Source organism: Enterobacter sp. BIDMC 27 (assembly GCF_000534415.1).
Taxonomy (GTDB): Bacteria; Pseudomonadota; Gammaproteobacteria; order Enterobacterales; family Enterobacteriaceae; genus Enterobacter; species Enterobacter hormaechei_C.
The window spans coordinates 71,378-93,205 of the sequence record NZ_KI973178.1 but is presented as its reverse complement, the minus strand read 5'-3'; the positions used below and the strand labels follow the sequence as shown (position 1 = coordinate 93,205).

General features: G+C 58.3%; 21 protein-coding genes and 1 tRNA gene. 6 read left to right on the top strand and 16 right to left on the bottom strand.

What is annotated here, in order from left to right; translation table 11 throughout:
* Positions 1-37: 37 nt before the first annotated feature.
* Positions 38-113 (bottom strand) — tRNA-Ile (locus tag L463_RS22015).
* 124 nt (positions 114-237) lie between these two features.
* On the opposite strand from L463_RS22015, the gene mug reads away from it, so the two are divergent.
* Positions 238-744, top strand: coding sequence for a G/U mismatch-specific DNA glycosylase (gene mug, locus L463_RS22020; RefSeq protein WP_017384024.1), 507 nt, complete (start codon positions 238-240; stop codon positions 742-744).
* A gap of 102 nt (positions 745-846) precedes the next feature.
* Here mug and rpoD read toward each other — a convergent pair whose 3' ends face one another.
* The 3 genes from rpoD to rpsU form a co-directional block, all read right to left on the bottom strand.
* Positions 847-2,691, bottom strand: a complete 1,845-nt coding sequence (rpoD, locus tag L463_RS22025; protein ID WP_015571912.1) for an RNA polymerase sigma factor RpoD — start codon at positions 2,689-2,691, stop codon at positions 847-849.
* Positions 2,692-2,843: 152 nt separating this feature from the next.
* Positions 2,844-4,589, bottom strand: coding sequence for a DNA primase (gene dnaG / locus L463_RS22030; RefSeq protein WP_003862574.1), 1,746 nt, complete (start codon positions 4,587-4,589; stop codon positions 2,844-2,846).
* A gap of 115 nt (positions 4,590-4,704) precedes the next feature.
* Positions 4,705-4,920: a 30S ribosomal protein S21 gene (gene rpsU / locus L463_RS22035; protein WP_001144069.1), complete on the bottom strand. Its 216-nt coding sequence runs from the start codon at positions 4,918-4,920 to the stop codon at positions 4,705-4,707.
* 236 nt (positions 4,921-5,156) lie between these two features.
* Between rpsU and tsaD the strand changes: the two genes are divergently transcribed.
* Positions 5,157-6,170, top strand: coding sequence for a tRNA (adenosine(37)-N6)-threonylcarbamoyltransferase complex transferase subunit TsaD (gene tsaD, locus L463_RS22040; protein ID WP_015571911.1), 1,014 nt, complete (start codon positions 5,157-5,159; stop codon positions 6,168-6,170).
* Between the two features lie 72 nt (positions 6,171-6,242).
* On the opposite strand, the gene ureG is transcribed toward tsaD, so the two are convergent.
* The 10 genes from ureG to plsY all read right to left on the bottom strand — a co-directional run bounded on the left by ureG (position 6,243) and on the right by plsY (position 14,058).
* The gene (gene ureG / locus L463_RS22045; RefSeq protein WP_014071813.1) at positions 6,243-6,860 is read right to left on the bottom strand and encodes an urease accessory protein UreG; all 618 of its coding nucleotides are present in this window, start codon (positions 6,858-6,860) and stop codon (positions 6,243-6,245) included.
* A 9-nt stretch (positions 6,861-6,869) separates the two neighbouring features.
* On the bottom strand, positions 6,870-7,544 hold the full coding sequence (locus L463_RS22050; RefSeq protein WP_017692647.1) for an urease accessory protein UreF: 675 nt from the start codon (positions 7,542-7,544) through the stop codon (positions 6,870-6,872).
* Entirely contained in the window at positions 7,544-8,083 is a 540-nt protein-coding gene (locus tag L463_RS22055) for a HupE/UreJ family protein (RefSeq protein ID WP_023295464.1), read from the bottom strand. The genes L463_RS22050 and L463_RS22055 overlap by 1 nt, the downstream gene beginning before the upstream one ends.
* 9 nt (positions 8,084-8,092) lie before the next feature.
* A complete protein-coding gene (gene ureE / locus L463_RS22060) occupies positions 8,093-8,557 on the bottom strand; it encodes an urease accessory protein UreE (RefSeq protein WP_017384028.1) in 465 nt (154 codons plus the stop codon).
* 9 nt (positions 8,558-8,566) lie between these two features.
* Positions 8,567-10,270 carry an urease subunit alpha gene (ureC, locus tag L463_RS22065; protein WP_032103352.1) on the bottom strand — a complete coding sequence of 568 codons (1,704 nt, stop codon included), beginning with the start codon at positions 10,268-10,270 and terminating at the stop codon, positions 8,567-8,569.
* The gene (locus L463_RS22070; protein ID WP_015571906.1) at positions 10,263-10,577 is read right to left on the bottom strand and encodes an urease subunit beta; all 315 of its coding nucleotides are present in this window, start codon (positions 10,575-10,577) and stop codon (positions 10,263-10,265) included. The genes ureC and L463_RS22070 overlap by 8 nt, the downstream gene beginning before the upstream one ends.
* A gap of 10 nt (positions 10,578-10,587) precedes the next feature.
* Positions 10,588-10,890, bottom strand: coding sequence for an urease subunit gamma (locus L463_RS22075; protein ID WP_003862556.1), 303 nt, complete (start codon positions 10,888-10,890; stop codon positions 10,588-10,590).
* A gap of 10 nt (positions 10,891-10,900) precedes the next feature.
* A complete protein-coding gene (locus L463_RS22080) occupies positions 10,901-11,728 on the bottom strand; it encodes an urease accessory protein UreD (RefSeq protein ID WP_023295462.1) in 828 nt (275 codons plus the stop codon).
* A gap of 156 nt (positions 11,729-11,884) precedes the next feature.
* Entirely contained in the window at positions 11,885-13,351 is a 1,467-nt protein-coding gene (locus L463_RS22085) for an MFS transporter (RefSeq protein ID WP_023295461.1), read from the bottom strand.
* A gap of 92 nt (positions 13,352-13,443) precedes the next feature.
* Positions 13,444-14,058: a glycerol-3-phosphate 1-O-acyltransferase PlsY gene (plsY, locus tag L463_RS22090; protein WP_017384031.1), complete on the bottom strand. Its 615-nt coding sequence runs from the start codon at positions 14,056-14,058 to the stop codon at positions 13,444-13,446.
* A gap of 107 nt (positions 14,059-14,165) precedes the next feature.
* Here plsY and folB point away from each other — a divergent pair, with 107 nt between their 5' ends.
* Both folB and bacA read left to right on the top strand, forming a co-directional pair.
* Positions 14,166-14,534, top strand: a complete 369-nt coding sequence (gene folB, locus L463_RS22095; protein ID WP_015571902.1) for a bifunctional dihydroneopterin aldolase/7,8-dihydroneopterin epimerase — start codon at positions 14,166-14,168, stop codon at positions 14,532-14,534.
* A 106-nt stretch (positions 14,535-14,640) separates the two neighbouring features.
* A complete protein-coding gene (gene bacA, locus L463_RS22100; protein ID WP_003862545.1) occupies positions 14,641-15,462 on the top strand; it encodes an undecaprenyl-diphosphate phosphatase in 822 nt (273 codons plus the stop codon).
* Positions 15,463-15,475: 13 nt separating this feature from the next.
* Here the strand turns inward: bacA and L463_RS22105 are convergent, their stop codons facing one another.
* Positions 15,476-16,717, bottom strand: coding sequence for a multifunctional CCA addition/repair protein (locus L463_RS22105; protein WP_017384033.1), 1,242 nt, complete (start codon positions 16,715-16,717; stop codon positions 15,476-15,478).
* Between the two features lie 60 nt (positions 16,718-16,777).
* A complete protein-coding gene (locus tag L463_RS22110; RefSeq protein WP_001303390.1) occupies positions 16,778-17,398 on the bottom strand; it encodes a TIGR04211 family SH3 domain-containing protein in 621 nt (206 codons plus the stop codon).
* Positions 17,399-17,635: 237 nt separating this feature from the next.
* Between L463_RS22110 and L463_RS22115 the strand changes: the two genes are divergently transcribed.
* Both L463_RS22115 and glnE read left to right on the top strand, forming a co-directional pair.
* Positions 17,636-18,937: a CYTH domain-containing protein gene (locus L463_RS22115; RefSeq protein ID WP_023295460.1), complete on the top strand. Its 1,302-nt coding sequence runs from the start codon at positions 17,636-17,638 to the stop codon at positions 18,935-18,937.
* Positions 18,938-18,958: 21 nt separating this feature from the next.
* Entirely contained in the window at positions 18,959-21,814 is a 2,856-nt protein-coding gene (gene glnE, locus L463_RS22120) for a bifunctional [glutamate--ammonia ligase]-adenylyl-L-tyrosine phosphorylase/[glutamate--ammonia-ligase] adenylyltransferase (protein WP_023295459.1), read from the top strand.
* The last annotated feature ends 14 nt before the right edge of the window (positions 21,815-21,828 follow it).

Genomic DNA, 21,828 nt, shown 5'->3' with positions numbered 1-21,828 from the left:
AATAAGGGCTTGCGAATCATCGCAAGCCCTTGATTTATGGTGGCCCCTGTTGGGTTTGAACCAACGACCAAGCGATTATGAGTCGCCTGCTCTAACCACTGAGCTAAGGGGCCGTGGCGGTGAATTATAAAGTAACTCCCCTCAGCAATCCAGCCATTCACACCTGCCTGCTGTTTTTATAAACAACGCATAATCAATCCTTTATACTTACCTTAAGATGCATAGACAGGAGTAGAGATGATCAACGATATTCTGGCCCCTGGCCTGCGGGTGGTGTTCTGCGGTATCAATCCGGGTAAGTCATCGGCGCACACCGGTTTTCACTTTGCTCATCCGGGAAATCGCTTCTGGAAGGTGATCCACCAGGCCGGTTTTACCGACAAACAGCTTAAGCCGGAAGAAGAGCAGCAGCTGCTGGATACGCGCTGTGGCATCACCATGCTGGTCGAGCGACCCACGGTACAGGCAAGCGAAGTGAATCTGCATGAGCTGCGCGCTGGCGGACGTGAGCTGATCGCGAAAATTGAAGACTATCAGCCCGCGGCGCTGGCGATCCTCGGCAAGCAGGCCTACGAGCAGGCGTTCAGCCAGCGCGGCGCCAGCTGGGGTAAGCAGAACATTACCATTGGCGTAACGCAGGTGTGGGTGCTGCCAAACCCGAGCGGGCTGAACAGGGCGACGCTGGACAAGCTGGTGGAGGCGTATCGGGAACTGGATGAGGCGCTGGTGGTGAGGGGGCTTTAGCTCCTCTGCGGCTTGATGCCCTCATCCTGACCCTCTCCCACAGGGAGAGGGAATAAACAAAAAAAAAGCTCCCGATTGGGAGCTTTTTCATTTCAGGACCGATTAATCGTCCAGGAAGCTACGCAGCACTTCAGAGCGGCTCGGATGGCGCAGCTTACGCAGCGCCTTCGCTTCGATCTGACGGATACGTTCGCGGGTAACGTCAAACTGTTTACCCACTTCTTCCAGCGTGTGGTCGGTGTTCATGTCGATACCGAAACGCATACGCAGCACTTTGGCTTCACGGGCGGTCAGGCCAGCCAGCACGTCGTGCGTAGCGGCACGCAGGCTCTCGGTGGTGGCAGAGTCCAGCGGCAGCTCGAGGGTGGTATCCTCGATGAAATCACCCAGATGCGAATCTTCATCATCACCGATTGGCGTTTCCATGGAGATTGGCTCTTTAGCGATTTTCAGCACTTTACGGATCTTGTCTTCCGGCATCAGCATGCGTTCAGCCAGCTCTTCCGGCGTCGGCTCGCGGCCCATCTCCTGCAACATCTGGCGAGAGATACGGTTGAGTTTGTTGATGGTCTCAATCATATGCACCGGAATACGGATGGTGCGCGCCTGGTCTGCGATAGAGCGGGTGATCGCCTGACGGATCCACCAGGTAGCATAGGTGGAGAACTTGTAACCACGACGGTATTCAAACTTATCTACCGCTTTCATCAGACCGATGTTGCCTTCCTGAATCAGATCCAGGAATTGCAGGCCACGGTTGGTGTATTTCTTGGCGATAGAGATAACCAGACGTAAGTTCGCTTCAACCATCTCTTTCTTCGCACGGCGGGCTTTCGCTTCACCGATGGACATACGACGGTTGATGTCTTTCACCTGCTCGATGGTCAGGCCGGTCTCTTCTTCAATCTGATGCAGTTTTTGCAGGCCGCGCTGTACGTCTTCTTTCACGTCGTGCAGCTTTTCAGACCACGGCTTGTTCATCGCGATAGCGGCGTTGAACCAGGTTTCGCTGGTTTCATTGCCGGTGAAGAGGGTAATGAAGTTCTTCTTCGGCATTTTGCACTGTTCAACGCACAGCTTCATGATGATACGTTCCTGGGTACGTACGCGATCCATCATCACGCGCATGCTGTTCACCAGGTAGTCGAACTGTTTTGGCACCAGGCGGAACTGTTTGAACACTTCAGACAGCTTCAGGATCTCTTCCTGAGCGGCGGCATGGCTGCGGCCTTTCGCTTTGATGGTGTCACGCGTCACTTCGTACTGGGTACGCAGCTCGGCAAACTTCTCACGCGCCAGTTCAGGGTCGATGCTGTTGTCATCGTCGCTGCTGTCGTCCTCTTCTTCTTCATCTTCGTCTTCGTCGTCATCCATCTCTTCCTGAGACAGCTCAGACCCGACGTGAGTGGCGGTTGGCGCCATATCTTCTTCAGCGTTCGGGTCGACAAAGCCAGTGATCAGATCGGACAGACGCGCTTCTTCCGCTTCAACGCGATCGTACTGCTCCAGCAGATAGGTAATCGCTTCCGGGTATTCGGCAACAGAGCACTGAACCTGGTTGATCCCGTCTTCGATGCGTTTTGCGATGTCAATTTCGCCTTCGCGGGTCAACAGTTCAACGGTACCCATTTCGCGCATGTACATGCGGACCGGGTCAGTGGTACGCCCGATTTCAGATTCCACGCTGGACAGGACCTGTGCAGCAGCTTCTTCCGCATCTTCGTCAGTGTTGTTGGAGGTTTCAGCCAGCAACAGATCATCGGCATCCGGTGCTTCTTCCATCACCTGAATGCCCATGTCATTGATCATTTGGATGATATCTTCGATCTGATCTGAATCGACGATATCTTCCGGCAGATGGTCATTGACCTCGGCATAGGTCAGATAGCCTTGCTCCTTACCGCGTTGGACAAGAAGTTTCAGCTGTGACTGCGGGTTTTGCTCCATAAGACGGTATCCACACTTAATTCGTTTGATTGGTGTCGGCGATGGGCTGCCAACCTTTAAAGCGAGGGCGTACTTATATTTTTGCCGCTGCCTCTCAGTGCGGCTGCCGGGGGCTTCCCGATCGATATTCGGCACTTAAGCCGTTAAATTTTTTATTTCTTCGCCAGTTCCTGGTTAATCATCCAGAGCTCCCGGCGTTCTTCGCTGCTCAGGCCATGGGTGCGCTCGCGAGCTATCAACTCTTCCTGGCGCAACTCAAGCATCGAATCAAACATATGGTTGAGCGAGTCGGTGAACGTTTTTTCTGCGATATCCTTATCTGCTATATCGTCCCACATCGACAGTTTTTCAAGGGTAGCGGCCTCTTTTGTGCCGCGATAATGCTCTAAAAGTTGTCCGGTGGTCAGACCTGGCTGAGACAAACAAGTGTTGACCAATTCTGAAAATAAGCCAAGCCCGGGCAATTTTTCGTGGTTCAAACCCGCCAGCGACGGCACTTGCGGAGCAAGTTCGGGGTTTTGCACCAGCAACCCTATCAGTATACGCATGGTTGTGCGTTTTAGCTGAGGCGCGGGGCGTACCGTGCCGTTTTCAGCCTGTTTCGGCATTAAACGTTCAAGCTGGCTGTCATCCAGAATGCCGAGCTTGTTGCCTAACTCCTGACGCAGATAGATGCGCAGCGTTTCGCCGGGCACCTGGCTGATTAACGGCAGCGCCAGCGTGCTGAGCTGCGCGCGCCCGTCAGGGGTACTCAAATCAACCTGCGGCATCAGGCTGTTAAACAGAAACGTGGAGAGCGGCTGAGCCTGCTCCATCCGCGCTTCAAACGCCGCTTTGCCCTCTTTACGCACCAGCGTATCCGGGTCTTCACCGTCGGGCAGGAACATAAAGCGTAGCTGACGCCCGTCGGTCATATACGGCAACGCGGTTTCCAGCGCTCGCCAGGCGGCGTCGCGTCCTGCGCGGTCACCGTCGTAACAGCAAATCACGTTGTTGGTGACGCGGAACAGCAGCTGGATATGGTCCGCCGTGGTGGACGTTCCCAGCGACGCAACGGCATAGTTAATGTCGTACTGCGCCAGCGCAACAACATCCATATAGCCTTCGACGACCAGAAGACGCGGAGGTTCCGCATTATCCTGCTGTGCCTCATAAAGACCGTAAAGCTGGCGGCCCTTATGGAAAATATCGGTTTCCGGGGAGTTAAGGTATTTCGGCAGGGCATCACCCAGCACGCGACCACCAAAACCTATCACCCGGCCACGCTTGTCGCGGATCGGGAACATCACCCGTTCACGGAAGCGGTCGTAGCTTCGTCCCTGGTCGTTGGTGACCAGCATGCCTGCGTCGATGAGGGATTTACGATCTTCGCTATTGCCGCCAAAACGCTTTAACACGTTGTCCCAGCCGGGCGGGGCGTAACCAATAGCGAAACGCGCAATCACATCGTCACTCAGTCCGCGCTTGTTCAGATACTGACGCGCAGGCTCAGCCGCAGAGTGCTTAAGAGACTGTTGGTAAAACGAATTCAGGCCATCCATCAGTTGGTACAGCGTTTGCCGCTGATGGCGCTCGATCTGACTTGGCCCACTGCCTGCTTCATACGGCACTTCAAGGTTATGCATCGCCGCCAGCTCTTCGACGGTTTCAACGAACTCGAGCTTGTCGTAGTTCATCAAAAAATCGACGGCATTACCGTGTGCGCCACAGCCGAAGCAATGGTAGAACTGTTTTTCACCGTTTACGGTGAAAGAGGGGGTTTTTTCGTTATGGAACGGACAGCACGCATGGTAGTTCTTGCCCTGCTTTTTTAGCTTCACCCGCGCGTCGATGAGATCGACGATGTCGGTTCTGGCAAGCAGGTCATTGATGAAAACGCGTGGGATTCTTCCGGCCATATGCCCCAAAAATTTAAGCGACTTATAAACGAAAACAAGCCGCGCATTCCTTCCGGAAGCACGGCCTTACGACTACAACTCTGTCTGTCAATTGAGGGCTGTGGCCCTCAACAGATTAGTACAGACGAGTACGGCGTGCGTTTTCGCGAGCCAGTTTCTTCGCGTGACGTTTCACAGCGGAAGCTTTAGCGCGCTTACGTTCGGTCGTTGGTTTTTCATAAAACTCACGACGACGAACTTCAGCCAGAACACCTGCTTTCTCGCATGAACGTTTGAAGCGACGCAGTGCTACGTCGAACGGCTCGTTTTCACGTACTTTAATTACCGGCATGTAACTCTCACCTTTAATAAATTCGGTTTGCCGCTGGCATCAACGCCAGCTTATTTCAAAATGGTGCGGAATTTTACTGCAAATGCTGCTGCTTTGTAAAGCACCGATGCGATTTTGAAAGGGACTTTAATAAGGGTGAGGAGTATACACGAGGCTTCTTCCTGGGGCGAACAAAGTTTTACAACAATCCGCCCAGGCTCTACACTGCGCGGTATTGAAAAGAGGTAAAACAAGTCATGCGTGTACTGGGTATTGAAACATCCTGCGATGAAACCGGCATCGCGATTTACGACGACGAAAAAGGGCTTCTGGCCAATCAGCTGTATAGTCAGGTGAAATTGCACGCTGACTACGGCGGCGTCGTGCCTGAACTGGCCTCTCGTGACCACGTGCGTAAAACGGTTCCCCTGATTCAGGCGGCGCTTAAAGAGGCCGGGTTGAGTGCAAAAGATATTGATGCCGTGGCCTATACCGCAGGGCCGGGCCTGGTCGGCGCGCTGCTGGTCGGCGCAACGGTAGGGCGTTCGCTGGCCTTCGCGTGGGATGTTCCGGCCATTCCGGTTCACCATATGGAAGGGCACCTTCTGGCGCCGATGCTGGAAGACAATCCGCCAGAGTTCCCGTTTGTGGCGCTGCTGGTTTCCGGTGGGCATACCCAGCTGATTAGCGTAACGGGCATTGGCAAGTACGCGCTGCTGGGCGAGTCGATCGACGATGCTGCCGGTGAGGCCTTCGATAAAACCGCCAAGCTGCTGGGGCTGGATTACCCGGGTGGCCCGATGCTGTCGAAAATGGCGTCGCAGGGAACGGAAGGGCGCTTTGTCTTCCCGCGGCCGATGACCGACCGTCCGGGGCTGGATTTCAGCTTCTCTGGCCTGAAAACTTTCGCGGCCAATACTATCCGCAATAATGACGACAGTGAGCAGACCCGTGCCGATATCGCCCGTGCGTTCGAAGACGCGGTGGTGGATACGCTGATGATCAAGTGCAAGCGCGCGCTGGATCAGACCGGCTTTAAGCGCCTGGTGATGGCCGGTGGCGTCAGCGCTAACCGCACGCTGCGCGCGAAGCTTGCTGAGATGATGCAAAAGCGTCGCGGGGAAGTGTTCTATGCGCGTCCTGAATTTTGCACCGATAACGGGGCGATGATCGCCTACGCCGGGATGGTGCGTCTGAACGCCGGCGCAACGGCTGACCTGAGCGTGTCTGTGCGTCCGCGCTGGCCGCTGGCGGAACTGCCTGAGGCGTGAGTTTCTTTGCCCGGTGGCGCTGCGCTTACCGGGCCTACAAGATCCACGTGTGCTAACGTGCAATAAACCACCCTACACCCGCAACATTCCTTTCTCTTCCAGAAACGCAATAATCGTCGCTAAACCGTCACCCGCTTTCAGGTTGGTAAACGTCCACGGACGCTCGCCGCGCATGCGATTAGTGTCGCGCTCCATTACCTCCAGCGACGCACCGACGTACGGCGCGAGGTCGGTTTTGTTGATCACCAGAAAATCGGATTTGGTGATCCCCGGCCCGCCCTTGCGCGGGATTTTTTCCCCTTCGGCCACGTCGATGACGTAGATGGTGAGGTCCGCCAGCTCCGGGCTGAAGGTCGCGCTCAGGTTATCCCCGCCGCTTTCCACGAAGATCAGATCCAGATTGCCGAACTTCTCGCTCAACGCTTCCACCGCCGCCAGGTTCATTGAGGCGTCTTCGCGGATGGCGGTATGCGGGCAGCCGCCCGTTTCCACGCCCACGATGCGCTCTGGCTCCAGCGCACCCGCCTCGGTCAGGATGCGCTGATCCTCTTTGGTATAGATATCGTTGGTCACCACCGCAAGATGATAGGTGTCGCGCATCGCCTTGCAGAGCGCTTCCAGCAGGGCGGTTTTGCCCGACCCTACCGGGCCGCCCACGCCCACGCGCAGGGGATGTTTGTAATCAGCCATGTTGACTCCTCAGGAACGGAATAGTCGTGAATATTGGGTTTCATGGCGCGCGGAGGCGATGGCCGACAGCGGCGTAGCGGCCCCCAGCGCGTCGTCGCCACGTAAAAATGCCTGTTCAAACCCGGCGGCAAAATGGTCGCTCAGGTCGATAATCAGCTGTTGTGCTGCCTGCTGCCCAAACGGCACCAGCTTGACGCCCGCCATCACCGCGCTCTCAATCCAGCTGTAGCCGAGGCTCAGCGCCAGCTCGCGCGCGCTAATGCCCCAGCGCACGCCGAGCCACGCCATGCCGCCGAGCTGGCTTCGCATCAACAGCGGCAGCCATTCTGGCGGGCAGGCGGGTTCCCAGCTTTTAATCAGGCGCGTAAAGGCCGCCCCACGGTTGCGTTCTTCATCGCGCAGCTCGCGCGTTTCCCGACAGGCGAGCAGGTATGCCGTCCAGCGTTTTGCTGTCGCGACGTCCTGCTTCTCGCAGGCACGATACAGGCGGATAAACAGCGGCAGGTCGACACAGAAAAAGCTCTGCTCCATCTGCTGGATCTGCCAGCGCCTGAAGGCCTCAGCGTCCGTGACCCACCCGGCCTCAACGGCCCACTCCAGCCCCTGCGACCAGGTAAACGATCCGACCGGCAGGCTACTGCTGGAGAGCTGCATCAGGCGCAGCCGCTGGCGGGCGTGCTCCATCAGCTCATCAGCGCCAGCAGGGCGGAGACGATCAGCCCGCCGCCGAAGGTTTTACGCAGGCCGTCGTGACGGCGCAGCAGCAGCCCTGCCGCGAAGCTGGCACACAGCACCGTGGCGCTGGCTAACATAAACCCGCTGGTGAAGAGCCAGAAGCTGTGGCCGGACATCTCCACGCCGTGCGCCCAGCCGTGGAACATCGCCAGGGCTGGTACCGCCAGCAGCAGGCGATTTTCGGTCTTAAACATCATCACGCCGCAGAGCGCCAGCGAGGCGATAATCAGCATCTCCATGCCGCTAAAGCCGCCGAGCAGGCTGCCCGCAACGGCACCAGCAAGCATCATGCCGAGCGTCGCTAACGGCAACAGCAGCTTGCGGCCGCTCAGGGCGGAGAGCACGCCAGCCCCCGTCAGCATCAGCAGGTGATCCAGCCCGGTCAGCGGATGGAGAAATCCTGCCTGGAAGCTGTCGGTCCCGTGGCCGGGATGGGCAAGCGCCGGAACGGAAAAAGCCAGCAGTAACAGCGGTAAGTACTTGCGCATGATGAGTCCTTAATGTGAATGAGCGTGAGAGTGGCTATGGCTGTGGGCATCGCTGGTGTAAGCGCCCGCTTCCGGTTCAAACGGCAGGCTGGCGAAGGTCACCTCCAGCCCGAACTGACGCAGCATATCGTCGAGGACGTGGTCGTGGTGGTAGCGCAGTTCGCCAGGCATTATTTGCAGCGGTACGTGACGATTGCCCAGGTGATAACAGGCGCGGGCGAGCAGGAACGGGTCGGCGCAGCGCACCACGGAAACCGACTCCGGGGCGGCGATCACTTCGATCACCTCGCTGCCATCGTCGGTAGTCAGCAGGTCGCCCCCGCGCAGCAGCAGGCCGCGCGGCAGCATTAGCCCGGCTTCGCGGCCGTCGTTCAGCGCCACGCGGGCGCGGCTTTTTACCCGCACATCAATCGGTAGCGTGACGCTGGCGGTAATCGGATGCGCATGGTCCAGGCGTTGGGTTAAATAGATCATCATGACTCCTCAAAACAGAAAATAGCGTTGCGCCATCGGCAAAACCTCTGCCGGTTCGCTGGTGATCAATTCGCCGTCGACGCGTACCTCATAGGTTTGCGCGTCAACGGTGATATTCGGCTGTAAATCGTTGTGGATCATGTCGGCCTTTTTCACCGACCGGCAGCCTCTCACCACCGCGGTGGCGCTTTGCAGTCCGAGCCGTTGCGGAATGCCGCTGGCATCAGCAGCCTGAGAGACAAACGTCAGCCGCGTGGCGTGGCGTGCGGCACCAAGGGCACCAAACATCGGGCGGTAATGTACCGGCTGCGGCGTGGGGATCGAGGCGTTGATGTCGCCCATCGGCGCGCAGGCGATCATCCCGCCTTTGACGATGGTGGCGGGTTTGACGCCAAAGAAGGCGGGGGACCAGACCACCAGATCCGCCAGCTTGCCCGCCTCAATCGATCCCACTTCATGGGCGATGCCGTGGGTCAGCGCCGGGTTGATGGTGTATTTGGCGACATAGCGCTTCACGCGGAAGTTATCGTTATCGCCGGTCTCTTCCGGCAGTGCGCCGCGTTGCACCTTCATGCGGTGCGCCACCTGCCAGGTGCGGATAATCACTTCCCCCACGCGGCCCATTGCCTGTGAATCTGACGAGGTGAGCGAGAACGCGCCGATATCGTGCAGCACGTCTTCGGCGGCGATGGTCTCCCGGCGAATGCGGGATTCGGCAAACGCCACGTCCTCGGCGATATCCGGGTCGAGGTGATGGCAAACCATCAGCATGTCCAGGTGCTCGTCGATGGTGTTGACCGTGTAGGGCAGCGTCGGGTTGGTGGAGGAGGGCAGAATATTCGGGTGCGCGCAGGCGGTGATGATATCCGGCGCATGGCCGCCGCCCGCCCCTTCGGTGTGGAAGGTGTGGATGGTGCGCCCGGCGATGGCGGCCAGCGTGTCTTCGACAAAACCGGACTCGTTCAGCGTGTCGCTGTGCAGCGCCACCTGAATATCCATCTCTTCAGCGACCTCCAGCGAACAGTTGATGGCCGCAGGCGTCGCGCCCCAGTCTTCGTGGATCTTAAGCCCGATGGCACCTGCCGCGATCTGCTCGCGCAGCGCGTCCGGGTTGGAGCCGTTCCCTTTACCCAGCAGGCCAATATTCACCGGTAGCGTATCGGCTGCCTGCAACATGCGGGCGATATACCACGGCCCCGGCGTGCAGGTGGTGGCGTTTGTGCCTGCCGCAGGCCCGGTGCCGCCGCCGATCATGGTGGTGACGCCAGACACCAGCGCCTCTTCCGCCTGCTGCGGACAGATCCAGTGGATGTGGGTGTCGATCCCGCCTGCGGTGACAATCTTCCCTTCGGCGGCGATCACCTCCGTTGCCGCGCCAATTGGGATCGTCACGCCGGGCTGAATGTCCGGGTTTCCGGCTTTGCCGATGGCGAAGATCCGCCCATCTTTTACGCCGATATCCGCTTTCACGATCCCCCAGTGATCGACGATCAGCGCGTTGGTGAGCACCAGATCCACGCAGTCGTCGGCGGTCATCTGCCCCTGTCCCATGCCGTCGCGGATCACTTTTCCGCCGCCGAATTTAACCTCTTCGCCGTAGATCGTGAGATCGCCTTCCACTTCGATCCACAGCTCGCTGTCGGCCAGCCGCACTTTATCCCCGGTAGTGGGGCCGAACATATCGGCATACGCCTGGCGTGAAATCTCAGCCATGTTTCACCTCGCCCATGACCTCGCCGCGAAAGCCGAAAATGCGCTGTGCGCCCGTCACCTGCACCAGCGTCACTTCCCGCTTCTGGCCGGGCTCGAAGCGCACGGCAGTGCCGGCCGGGATGTTCAGCCGGTAACCTCGGGTGGCCTCGCGATCGAACTTCAGCGCCGGGTTGACCTCGTAAAAGTGGTAGTGCGATCCGACCTGGATCGGCCTGTCGCCGTGGTTTTCCACGATCACACTTCGGGTTTCGCGCCCGACGTTGAGAGCAATGTTGCCGGACTGGATCCGGTATTCGCCTGGGATCATCACGCGCTCCTTACACGATCGGGTTGTGGACGGTGACGAGCTTGGATCCGTCCGGAAAGGTGGCTTCCACCTGGATATCCGGGATCATCTCCGGCACGCCTTCCATCACCTGGTCGCGCGTCAGGACGTGGCGGCCGGCTTCCATCAGCGAGGCGACGGTTTCGCCATCGCGCGCGCCTTCCATAATAAAGGCGCTGATCAGCGCGACCGATTCCGGGTAGTTGAGCTTTACCCCGCGCGCGAGGCGGCGTTCGGCAACCAGCGCGGCGGTGAACAGCAACAGCTTGTCTTTTTCTCTGGGAGTCAGTTCCATAGCGTTTCTCTTATGTTTGCCAGATGCGCGGCGAACAGGCGGTTTTGGAAGTTAAAAGCGGGCGAAGCGACTGCCAGATATCGCGCATCACCCGCTGACAAATCAGGTTGTCGTGGGAGAGAAAACGCACCGACAGCAGATCGTCGGTGAGCGTCGCCCCGCCAACGTTTTCCAGCGGGGCGAGAAGCGCACGCACCGCGTCGAGAAGTGCTTCCCGGGCCGGATAGAACAGCAGCGTGCCGACCCACGGATGGTCCGCGACGGGCGTCAGATCGCCACCGCTGAGATGCAGTCGCTCAATCAGACGCGGCTCGCCATCCACCCACACCTCAAGGCGGTTCTCCAGCGTGCCGTGGCTGAAGGTTTCGTTTATCACCGGACGGCCCAGACAGTACAGCTCCCACGCCAGCAGCGTGCTGGTGGCGTGCAGGTGAAAGACGGAACGCAGCGCGGCGTTAGCACCGGGGAAAATAATGGTGTCCTGCGGCAGCCACTCCAGCGTGGCCTCTTCGTCGAGGTAAAAATGCTGACTGAGGCAGGCCAGCGGGCCGCTGCTGCGATAGAACTTACTGGCGCCGGGCATGGTGATGAGGGCATGGCTTTTAGCGTCGAGCCGCACGGAAATATCCAGCGTATCTCCGCCCACAATTCCGCCTGGCGGGTGCAGCAGGTAAAGGTGGCAGGTTTCCCCTTCGGGATAAAACGGACGCTGAACGGTGAGCGGCCCGCTGTGACGCGCGGAATGGAGAAGGGTTTTCTCAGGGGTATGACAAAACTGGAGGGCAAGCGAGGCCTGCCAGCCTTTGTATGAATTATCAGTGACCTGAGTTGCTAACATGGTGCTTCCATTTCCACACTATCGGGGTACGTTTCAGTATGCCCTGGCGGAAATGAAGGCTGTCATATGAGTCGCTTATGGATAAAAAAACCGGCTCATGTGAGCCGGTTTCAGTAATGTAGGCCGGGTAAGCGCAGCGCCACCCGGCAAGAAAGGCTAGCGATAATCCTCTGCATCCACATCATACCCCGACGGCTCCCAGCGGATCGCCAGCAGCGACGCCAGACCGATAAACGGCGCCAGCGCAATCACCCAGAACACGGCGGTATCCAGCGAGGCGACCAGCAGCGGGAACAGAAACAGTGACAGCGTTGAACTGCTGCGCATCAGCGTCTGGTTAAGCCCCACGCCCACGCCGCGCAGCGAGGTCGGGTAGCTCAGGGAGGCAAACGTCATGGTATGCGCACCTGGACCAAAACCCTGACCAAACAGGAACAGCGCCAGCATCGCGACGGCGAACACGCCTTCCGTGGCCCCGTCAGGCCGGCCAATCAACGCCAGGCCGAGCAGTGCCGCAAGCTGGCACACATAACCCGCCAGAGACATCCGCCATGCGCCGAAGCGCGGAACATAGCGCACCGCCAGCAGCCCGCCGACAAACGCGAACAGCAGGTTAAGCGCCAGCGAGATCAGAATGGTGGTCAGCATCGACTGCACAAAGAAGCTGGAGATGATCACCGGCAGGCCAAAGGCTACGGCGTTATAGGCGAACGAGGAGACCACTGACAGCAGCGTGGCGAGCGTGGTACGCCGCAGATAGATACCGCGGAACAGGTTCAGGTAGTTCGACCATTTTGCCTTGTTCACGACAGGCGCGGGCTGGTCGAGCGCATCCTGCGGTACGTGGGCATTAATATTGTAAGACTGCCGCAGGATGGACGCCGCCTCCTTCAGATTGCCCTGATTCGCCGCCCAGACCGGGGATTCGCTCATATAGCGGCTGCGGATGGCGATAATCACCAGCGCGGGCACCGCGCCAAAGCCAAGGATCAGACGCCAGAGCCAGTCGCTGTGGCTTTCCGGCAGCACGGCGTAAAAGAAGAGCACCAGAAGATAAGAGATGCTGATGGCCGCGTACCAGGTGGGGCACCACATTGCGACGCTGGAGGCTTTATTCCCCGGGCCTTTCAGCCTGGCGAACTCGCTGAGAAACGCCATCGCGACGGGAAGGTCGATCCCAACGCCAAGACCCATCACAAAGCGCGCGCCCGCAAGCACATATTCGTTCGGGGCCAGCGCACAGGCGATAGCGGCAACGACAAAGAACACCATGTCGGCCATAAAGACGCGGTAGCGCCCGATTTTATCCGTAAGATAGCCGCCGAGCAGCGCCCCGACAATCGCGCCAAAGGTAATCGCCGAGGCCACCATGCCGGTACCGGCGGGCGTCAGGTTAAATTCGCGGGTGATGTCTTTGATGCCGAATGCCAGCGCGCCGAGATCGTAGGCATCGAGGAAAATTCCCCCGAGCGCGATACCGACCACGATGCGGGCATTGGCCCGGCCCTGAGAGCCGTCGTTAACCAGACGTGAAACGTCCGATGCGCTGCGTACCCACTTGATGTCGCCATCCGGGGTGTTTCCTGCCGTTGGAAGGGGAGTTGAATCTGTGATTTCTGCCATTTTCTTTTTGTGTGGTTGTGTTGTGTCTCTAACAGTTACCACAGGCAGAAGGTGACAAAAATCACATTTGGTTATAAGGCATAACGAACGGTTTACTGAGCGTCTTTCTTTTTACGCCTGAGCTTCGTCCAGATCTTCGTTTCCTTACGCCGCCACAGGCGCTGAATGTTGTCGTGGTGGCGCAACAGGATCAGACACGAGAGCATCGACACCGGGAAGGTAAACTGCGGTTTAAACCACCAGACATAAAACGGGGCGATCAGTGCGCTGACGATGGCGCCCAGCGACGAATAACCGCTCAGCAGAATGGTCAGCAGCCAGGTGCCCGCCATCACGCCGGTGAGATCCCAGCCGATCGGCGCAATCGCGCCAAACGCGGTGGCAACGCCTTTACCGCCTTTAAAACCAAAGAAAACGGGCCAGATGTGGCCGACGCAGGCGGCGATGGCAATCAGCCCCAGCCAGAAGGGTGTGACGCCGAGCGCATACGCGCCCCAGACGGGAAGCATTCCTTTCAGAACATCAAAAATCAAAACCGCTACGGCTGCTCCCTTGCCGCCAATTCGTAGTACATTGGTCGCCCCCGGATTCCCGGAACCACTTTCACGCGGGTCAGGCAACCCGGCGATGCGGCAGACCAGAATGGCGCTGGAGATTGAGCCGCAAAGGTAGGCGAGGATAATCATTCCAGGCGCGATTGCACTCATAACGCTGTTCCGTTTTGAAAATGTATCTGTATTCTCAGCATCTGTGGATAATACGCATAATTCGCCGGAAGTGGTATCCGGTTTAGCCAAAAAGCAGGCAGGTCGTGATGGATATTGTATTTATAGAGCAACTTTCGGTAATCACCACAATTGGTGTTTACGACTGGGAACAGACCATCGAGCAGAAACTGGTGTTCGATATCGAAATGGGCTGGGACAACCGCAAGTCAGCAAAAAGCGATGATGTGAATGACTGTCTGAGCTACGCCGACATCAGTGAAACGGTCATCGCCCATGTGGAAGGGCAACGTTTTGCGCTGGTAGAACGCGTGGCGGAAGAGGTAGCAGACCTGCTGCTGAGCAAATTTAACTCCCCATGGGTGCGCATTAAGCTAAGCAAGCCGGGAGCGGTGGCGCGCGCCGCCAATGTGGGCGTGATTATCGAGCGTGGCACAAATCTGAAAGGAAAGATTTAACGTCATAATAGCTAAACCATTTTAGGTTATATCGGTCTTAAAGCTGTATCTTTCACGGTTGTCCGCGTGGGACACCGTTTTTTTATATCTTTTTAGGGGTTTATAGATGAGCGATATGCACTCGCTGCTGGTGGCGGCAATACTGGGTGTGGTCGAAGGATTGACGGAGTTTTTGCCGGTGTCCAGTACGGGCCATATGATTATCGTTGGCCATCTCCTGGGCTTTGAAGGCGATACCGCAAAGACGTTTGAGGTGGTTATTCAACTGGGCTCTATCCTGGCGGTGGTCGTGATGTTCTGGCGTCGTCTGTTTGGTCTGATCGGTATCCACTTCGGGCGTTTGCCGCAGCGTGAAGGAGAGGGCAAAGGGCGCCTGACGCTGATTCATATTCTGCTCGGGATGATCCCGGCGGTGGTGCTGGGGCTGGTGTTCCACGACACCATTAAATCGCTCTTCAACCCGATTAACGTGATGTACGCGCTGGTTGTCGGCGGCTTCCTGCTGATTGCCGCCGAAGTGCTGAAGCCAAAAACCCCGCGTGCGGAAGGTCTGGACGATATGACGTATCGCCAGGCGTTTATGATTGGCTGCTTCCAGTGTCTGGCGCTGTGGCCGGGCTTCTCCCGTTCAGGGGCAACCATTTCCGGCGGGATGCTGATGGGCGTGAGCCGTTACGCGGCGTCTGAGTTCTCGTTCCTGCTGGCGGTGCCGATGATGATGGGTGCCACCGCGCTGGATCTCTACAAAAGCATCGGCTTCCTGACCGTGGGCGACATTCCGATGTTCGCCGTGGGCTTTATCACCGCCTTTATTGTGGCGTTGATCGCCATCAAAACCTTCCTGCAACTGATTAAGCGTATTTCGTTTATTCCGTTCGCGATCTACCGCTTTATCGTCGCGGCTGCCGTGTACGTGGTCTTCTTCTGATGACCGACCGCCCTCAGTCTTTCGGCTGAGGGCAACGTTTTTCCTTCCACGCTGCAACCGCATCAATCCGCCGTTTCGTCAGCTCTTCGCGGATCGCCGGGCCTTTAAACCCTGCCTCCACCACCTCTTTCGTTGGCACCGCTTTCGCTACGTCCCACGCCTCACGCAGCAAACGACCCTGCGGATAATCGGACGCTTCAAACCCGGTGCGGCCGCGCACGTCGGCTTCGCTGGTCAGCGCAATTTGCTCCACGCGCTGCGGTTTGCGCCAGGCGTCGATGTTATCAAACAGCCTGACGATGGTAGCGGGTTTCAGGATCGGGAAGGTGTGGATCAGGTCGTGAAACTCGGCCACCAGTTTTGCCAGATCGCGAATGTCATTCGGCACGCGCAGGCGCTGACAAAGCCCTTCAACCAGCTTCACGCCAGCCGGACCGTGCCCGTGGTGGCGTGGCCACAACTCCTTTGGCGTTAACCCTTTGCCGAGGTCATGGCAGAGGGTAGAAAAGCGCACGTCCACCTCCGGGCTGAGCATGGCGGCCATGCTCAGCGTCATCAGGGTGTGAATGCCGGTATCAATTTCCGGGTGCCATTTCGCCGGGGCGGGCACGCCAAACAGCGCATCTATTTCCGGGAACAGCACTTTCAGCGCCCCGCAGTCGCGCAGAACCTGGAAAAAGACCTGTGGATTGCGGGTAGTCAGGGCGTTTTCGGTCTCTTTCCAGACGCGTTCTGGCGTCAGATGTTCCAGCTCGCCCGCGTCGGTCATGGCCGTCATCAGCGCCATCGTCTCGTCGGCGATGCGGAAGCTGAGATGGGCATAACGGGCGGCAAAACGCGCCACGCGCAGTACGCGAAGCGGATCTTCAGAAAAGGCGGGGGAGATATGGCGTAAAAGACGGTCACGCAGATCGTTCTGGCCGCCGTAGACATCGATAATATGGCCTTTTTCGTCCTGCGCCAGGGCATTAATGGTGAGATCGCGGCGCAGTAAGTCCTGCTCCAGCGTCACATCCGGCGCGGCATAGCAGGTGAAGCCGGTATAACCGGAACCGGATTTCCGTTCGGTACGCGCCAGGGCGTACTCTTCCCGGCTTTTCGGATGGAGGAACACAGGAAAATCGCGGCCTACCTGCTGGTAGCCCGCGTCAATCATCGCTTCGGGCGTGGCACCGACCACGACCCAGTCTTTATCTTTGACCGGCAGACCTAATAACGCATCACGTACCGCACCACCGACCAGATAACTCTTCACGCCAACACTCCCGTTTTCTCTTTTCGCAAGATGATACGTAAGTGTGGCAGAGAAGACGAGTTAGTTCATCCAGCGGTCTTTACGTTTACGGCTTGGGATAAGGTGAGGAAGCACCAGACCCAGCACCAGACCGACGCCCAGCACTCCGCCGCCATACATAAACCACTGCATGATGATGGTGCGTTGTTTGTCATCCAGCTGTAGATTCGCGGCGTTCACTTTCTTCTGCGCGACGATCAGCTCATTTTTCAGCTTCTGATTTTCGTCTTTCAGACCGGCGATCACGCTGTCGCTTTGCGCCACTTTCTGCTGCATCTCTGCGGTGCGCTGGTTCCAGGTGCCGTCAATGTTGTTCAGCTTATCGGTCAGGGTTTTCACCTGATTTTCCAGATCCGGCACGCGGGTGCGCAGGCTTGGCACCGTGCTCAGCTCTTTCAGCGGGATCCATGAGGTGCGGCCAGAGCTGTCACGAACCTGACCGTAATTGGTGTCTGCATTGGTTTGCAGCAGAGTCACTTCCTCGCCGGCATTTACCGTACCCACGAGGCGATAATTGTCTCCAGGGCCGCTGCGTACCCAGGTATTCAGTTCATCAGAAACGTAACGTTTCTCTTCAGCGTGGACCGCGGTTGCGGCGCTAAAAGCGAGTAAAGTAAGTCCAATCAGGCGTAATTTAAGCATATCAGTCGTTATTTTCATAAAAAGTGGAACGATAGTAGTGGTATCAGTGTCGCTACGCAAAGGATTCATCATCAATCGGAATCATCTGTGTCATGATTTCCACCGCTTTAAACTTTTACGCCCGTCAAATTGCTCATTGCGTGGCAATTTGGCGCAAAATACTATGTACTGACAAACAAATGGCGAGGAAGTTCGCCTTCATCGACGCGTCTGTGACGCACGCAAAAGTACAAGGCTATGGCACAAGAGATCGAATTAAAGTTTATCGTCGAAAAAGACAGCGCTGACGCGCTCCGCCAGCATCTGAATACGCTGTCCGGCGAGCACCATGAACCCGTACAGCTGCTCAACATCTATTACGAAACGCCGGACAACTGGCTGCGCAACCACGATATGGGCCTGCGCATCCGGGGTGCGAACGGGCGCTACGAGATGACGATGAAAATCGCCGGTCGCGTGGTGGGCGGTTTGCACCAGCGTCCGGAATACAATATCGACATCAGTAAGCCAGAACTTGAGCTGGATCGTTTTCCGGCGGAAGTGTGGCCGGAAGGGACGCTGCCCGCAACGCTGTCGGCAGAGGCGCAACCGCTGTTCAGCACCGATTTCTGGCGCGAAAAATGGCTGGTGTCGGAAGGCAAGAGCCGCATTGAGATCGCGTTCGATCGGGGTGAAATTAAGGCGGGTGAAGAGCAGGAGCCGATCTGCGAATTGGAACTCGAACTGCTGGAAGGCGAGGCGAGTGATGTGCTGAAGCTGGCGCACAAGCTGGTGAACCAGCCTGGCCTGCGTCAGGGCAGCCTGAGTAAAGCGGCACGCGGCTATCACCTGGCCGCCGGGAATGCGCCGCGCGTGCTGCGAGAAACCCCGATTCTGCGCGTTGTGCCGAAAGCCTCCGTTGAGCAGGGCATGGAAGCGGCGCTGGAGCTGGCGCTCTCTCAGTGGCAGTACCACGAGGAGCTGTGGGCGCGTAACGTGAAAAATGCCAAAAAACAGGTGCTGGCCGCTATGGGGCTGGTGCGTCATACCCTGACGCTCTTTGGCGGCATTGTACCGCGTAAAGCCAGCACTCACTTACGTGATTTGCTCACTCAAACCGAAACGCTGATGCTTTCCGACGTGTCGGCACAAACGGCGATCTACAGCCCGCAAAACGCCGGCGCGAAACTGGCGCTGACCGAGTTTCTGGTGACGCGCGGCTGGCGCACGTTCCTCGATGCGAAAGGGCAGACCAAAATTGCGGAAAACTTCAAACGTTTTGCGGATATCCACCTCTCCCGTCACGCGGCCGAGCTGAGAACCACCTTTGCGCATCCGCTGGGCGACCAGTATGGCGATCAGCTTCCCCGCCTGGCGCGTAACATTGACAGCATGTTGCTGCTGTCAGGTGCGTATGAGGGCGTGAAGGCGCAGGCCTGGCTGGAGAACTGGCAGGGGCTGAAGCATGCCATCGAGACCCGTCAGCAGATCGAAATCGAGCATTTCCGCAACGAGGCCATTTCGCAGGATCCGTACTGGCTGCACAGCGGAAAACGTTAATTCTGGCAAGGAACCCCTGATATGCCGCTTTCTTCGCAGTTACAGCAGCACTGGCAGACCGTTTGCGAACGCCTGCCTGAGTCGTTACCCGCGTCATCGTTAAGCGAGCAGGCGAAAAGCGTGCTCACGTTCAGTGATTTTGTGCAGGAGAGCGTCAGCGCCAACCCGGACTGGCTGGCAGAGCTGGAAAGCGCGCCGCCGCAGGCTGACGAGTGGCGGCATTATGCTGGCTGGCTGCAAACCGCGCTGGCAGAGGTGGCAGACGAAGCCACGCTGATGCGCGTACTGCGTCAGTTCCGCCGCCGGGTGATGGTACGCATTGCCTGGGCGCAGGCGCTGGAGCTGGTGAGCGAAGAGAGTACCTTGCAGCAGTTGAGCGAGCTGGCGCAGACGTTGATTGTCGCCGCGCGGGACTGGCTCTACGCCGCCTGCTGTAAAGAGTGGGGCACGCCGTGCAGCGAAGCCGGGGTTCCGCAACCGCTGTTGATTCTGGGGATGGGCAAGCTGGGCGGCTGCGAGCTTAATTTCTCCTCAGACATCGATCTGATTTTTGCCTGGCCGGAGAACGGCTCCACGCGCGGCGGTCGTCGCGAGCTGGACAACGCCCAGTTCTTTACTCGCCTGGGGCAGCGGCTGATTAAGGCACTGGATCAGCCCACCCAGGATGGTTTTGTCTACCGCGTGGATATGCGTTTGCGTCCGTTTGGCGACAGCGGTCCGCTGGTGCTGAGCTTTGCCGCGCTGGAAGATTATTACCAGGAGCAGGGTCGCGACTGGGAGCGTTACGCGATGGTCAAAGCGCGGATCATGGGTGACAGCGACGATGCCTGGGCCAACGAGCTGCGCGCCATGCTGCGCCCGTTTGTGTTCCGCCGCTACATCGACTTCAGCGTGATCCAGTCCCTGCGAAATATGAAAGGGATGATTGCCCGCGAGGTGCGTCGCCGTGGCCTGAAGGACAACATCAAGCTCGGCGCGGGCGGTATTCGTGAGATCGAATTTATCGTCCAGGTCTTCCAGCTGATACGCGGCGGGCGTGAACCTTCTCTGCAATCCCGCTCGCTGCTGCCGACGCTGAGCGCTATCGAGCAGCTGCATCTGCTGCCGGAAGGCGATGCGCAAACGCTGCGTGACTCTTATCTCTTCCTGCGTCGTCTGGAAAATTTGCTGCAAAGTATCAACGACGAACAGACCCAGACGTTACCGGGCGACGAGCTGAACCGGGCGCGTCTGGCCTGGGGGATGCGGGTGGATGACTGGGCGGCGCTGACGGAACGGCTGGAAGCGCAAATGGCGGGCGTGCGCCGCATCTTTAACGATCTGATCGGCGACGACGAAAGTGAATCGCAGGACGATGCGCTCTCCGAGCACTGGCGCGAGCTGTGGCAGGACGCGCTCCAGGAAGATGACACCACGCCGGTGCTGGCGCACTTAAGCGACGATGCCCGCCATCGCGTGGTGGCGCTGATTGCCGATTTCCGCTTCGAACTGAACAAACGCGCCATTGGCCCACGTGGTCGTCAGGTGCTGGATCATCTGATGCCGCATCTGCTGAGCGATGTCTGCTCCCGCGAGGATGCGCCGGTGCCGCTGTCGCGCATGATGCCGCTGCTGAGCGGGATCGTCACGCGTACCACTTACCTTGAACTGTTAAGCGAGTTTCCCGGCGCGCTGAAGCACCTGATTTCTCTCTGCGCCGCCTCGCCGATGGTGGCGAACAAGCTGGCGCGTTATCCGCTGCTGCTGGACGAACTGCTCGACCCGAATACGCTGTATCAGCCGACGGCGACGGATGCCTACCGCGACGAGCTGCGTCAGTATCTGCTGCGCGTACCGGAAGAGGACGAAGAGCAACAGCTTGAGGCGCTTCGTCAGTTTAAGCAGGCGCAGATGCTGCGCGTGGCGGCGGCAGATATCGCCGGTACCCTGCCGGTAATGAAAGTGAGCGATCACTTAACCTGGCTGGCGGAAGCGATCATCGACGCGGTTGTCCATCAGGCGTGGGTGCAGATGGTGGCCCGCTACGGGCAGCCGAAACACCTTGCAGAGCGCGAAGGCCGCGGTTTTGCGGTGGTGGGTTACGGCAAGCTGGGCGGCTGGGAGCTGGGCTACAGCTCCGATCTGGATCTGATTTTCCTCCACGACTGTCCGGCAGACGTCATGACCGACGGCGAACGTGAGATTGACGGGCGGCAGTTCTACCTGCGTCTGGCCCAGCGCATTATGCACCTGTTCAGCACCCGCACCTCATCCGGCATTCTGTATGAAGTGGATGCGCGTCTGCGCCCGTCCGGCGCGGCAGGCATGCTGGTCACCTCGACGGAGGCTTTCGCCGACTATCAGAAGAACGAAGCCTGGACGTGGGAGCATCAGGCGCTGGTGCGCGCCCGCGTGGTATACGGCGATCCGCAGCTCAAAACGCAGTTCGATGCGATCCGCAAGGCGGTCATGACGACCCCGCGCGAGGGCAGTACGCTGCAAACCGAAGTGCGGGAAATGCGGGAGAAGATGCGCGCGCACCTTGGCAACAAACATCGCGATCGCTTTGATATTAAAGCCGATGAAGGCGGCATTACCGATATCGAGTTTATCACTCAGTACCTGGTGCTGCTGCACGCGCACGATAAGCCGAAGCTGACCCGCTGGTCGGATAACGTGCGCATACTGGAACTGCTGGCACAGAACGACATTATGGATGAGCAGGAGGCGCAGGCATTAACCCGCGCCTACACCACGCTGCGTGATGAGTTGCACCATCTGGCCTTACAGGAACAGCCGGGCCATGTGGCGCTGGACTGTTTCGCCGATGAACGCGCGCAGGTGACCACAAGCTGGCAGAAGTGGCTGGTGGAACCGTGCGTAACAAAACAAGTGTGATATTATCGCGCGCA

Bases quoted from the DNA above. Each gene is read 5' to 3' on its own strand.
- mug (WP_017384024.1), top strand. From the start codon at position 238: ATGATCAACGATATTCTGGCCCCTGGCCTGCGGGTGGTGTTCTGCGGT.
- rpoD (WP_015571912.1), bottom strand. From the start codon at position 2,691: ATGGAGCAAAACCCGCAGTCACAGCTGAAACTTCTTGTCCAACGCGGT.
- dnaG (WP_003862574.1), bottom strand. From the start codon at position 4,589: ATGGCCGGAAGAATCCCACGCGTTTTCATCAATGACCTGCTTGCCAGA.
- rpsU (WP_001144069.1), bottom strand. From the start codon at position 4,920: ATGCCGGTAATTAAAGTACGTGAAAACGAGCCGTTCGACGTAGCACTG.
- tsaD (WP_015571911.1), top strand. From the start codon at position 5,157: ATGCGTGTACTGGGTATTGAAACATCCTGCGATGAAACCGGCATCGCG.
- ureG (WP_014071813.1), bottom strand. From the start codon at position 6,860: ATGGCTGATTACAAACATCCCCTGCGCGTGGGCGTGGGCGGCCCGGTA.
- L463_RS22050 (WP_017692647.1), bottom strand. From the start codon at position 7,544: ATGGAGCACGCCCGCCAGCGGCTGCGCCTGATGCAGCTCTCCAGCAGT.
- L463_RS22055 (WP_023295464.1), bottom strand. From the start codon at position 8,083: ATGCGCAAGTACTTACCGCTGTTACTGCTGGCTTTTTCCGTTCCGGCG.
- ureE (WP_017384028.1), bottom strand. From the start codon at position 8,557: ATGATCTATTTAACCCAACGCCTGGACCATGCGCATCCGATTACCGCC.
- ureC (WP_032103352.1), bottom strand. From the start codon at position 10,270: ATGGCTGAGATTTCACGCCAGGCGTATGCCGATATGTTCGGCCCCACT.
- L463_RS22070 (WP_015571906.1), bottom strand. From the start codon at position 10,577: ATGATCCCAGGCGAATACCGGATCCAGTCCGGCAACATTGCTCTCAAC.
- L463_RS22075 (WP_003862556.1), bottom strand. From the start codon at position 10,890: ATGGAACTGACTCCCAGAGAAAAAGACAAGCTGTTGCTGTTCACCGCC.
- L463_RS22080 (WP_023295462.1), bottom strand. From the start codon at position 11,728: ATGTTAGCAACTCAGGTCACTGATAATTCATACAAAGGCTGGCAGGCC.
- L463_RS22085 (WP_023295461.1), bottom strand. From the start codon at position 13,351: ATGGCAGAAATCACAGATTCAACTCCCCTTCCAACGGCAGGAAACACC.
- plsY (WP_017384031.1), bottom strand. From the start codon at position 14,058: ATGAGTGCAATCGCGCCTGGAATGATTATCCTCGCCTACCTTTGCGGC.
- folB (WP_015571902.1), top strand. From the start codon at position 14,166: ATGGATATTGTATTTATAGAGCAACTTTCGGTAATCACCACAATTGGT.
- bacA (WP_003862545.1), top strand. From the start codon at position 14,641: ATGAGCGATATGCACTCGCTGCTGGTGGCGGCAATACTGGGTGTGGTC.
- L463_RS22110 (WP_001303390.1), bottom strand. From the start codon at position 17,398: ATGCTTAAATTACGCCTGATTGGACTTACTTTACTCGCTTTTAGCGCC.
- L463_RS22115 (WP_023295460.1), top strand. From the start codon at position 17,636: ATGGCACAAGAGATCGAATTAAAGTTTATCGTCGAAAAAGACAGCGCT.
- glnE (WP_023295459.1), top strand. From the start codon at position 18,959: ATGCCGCTTTCTTCGCAGTTACAGCAGCACTGGCAGACCGTTTGCGAA.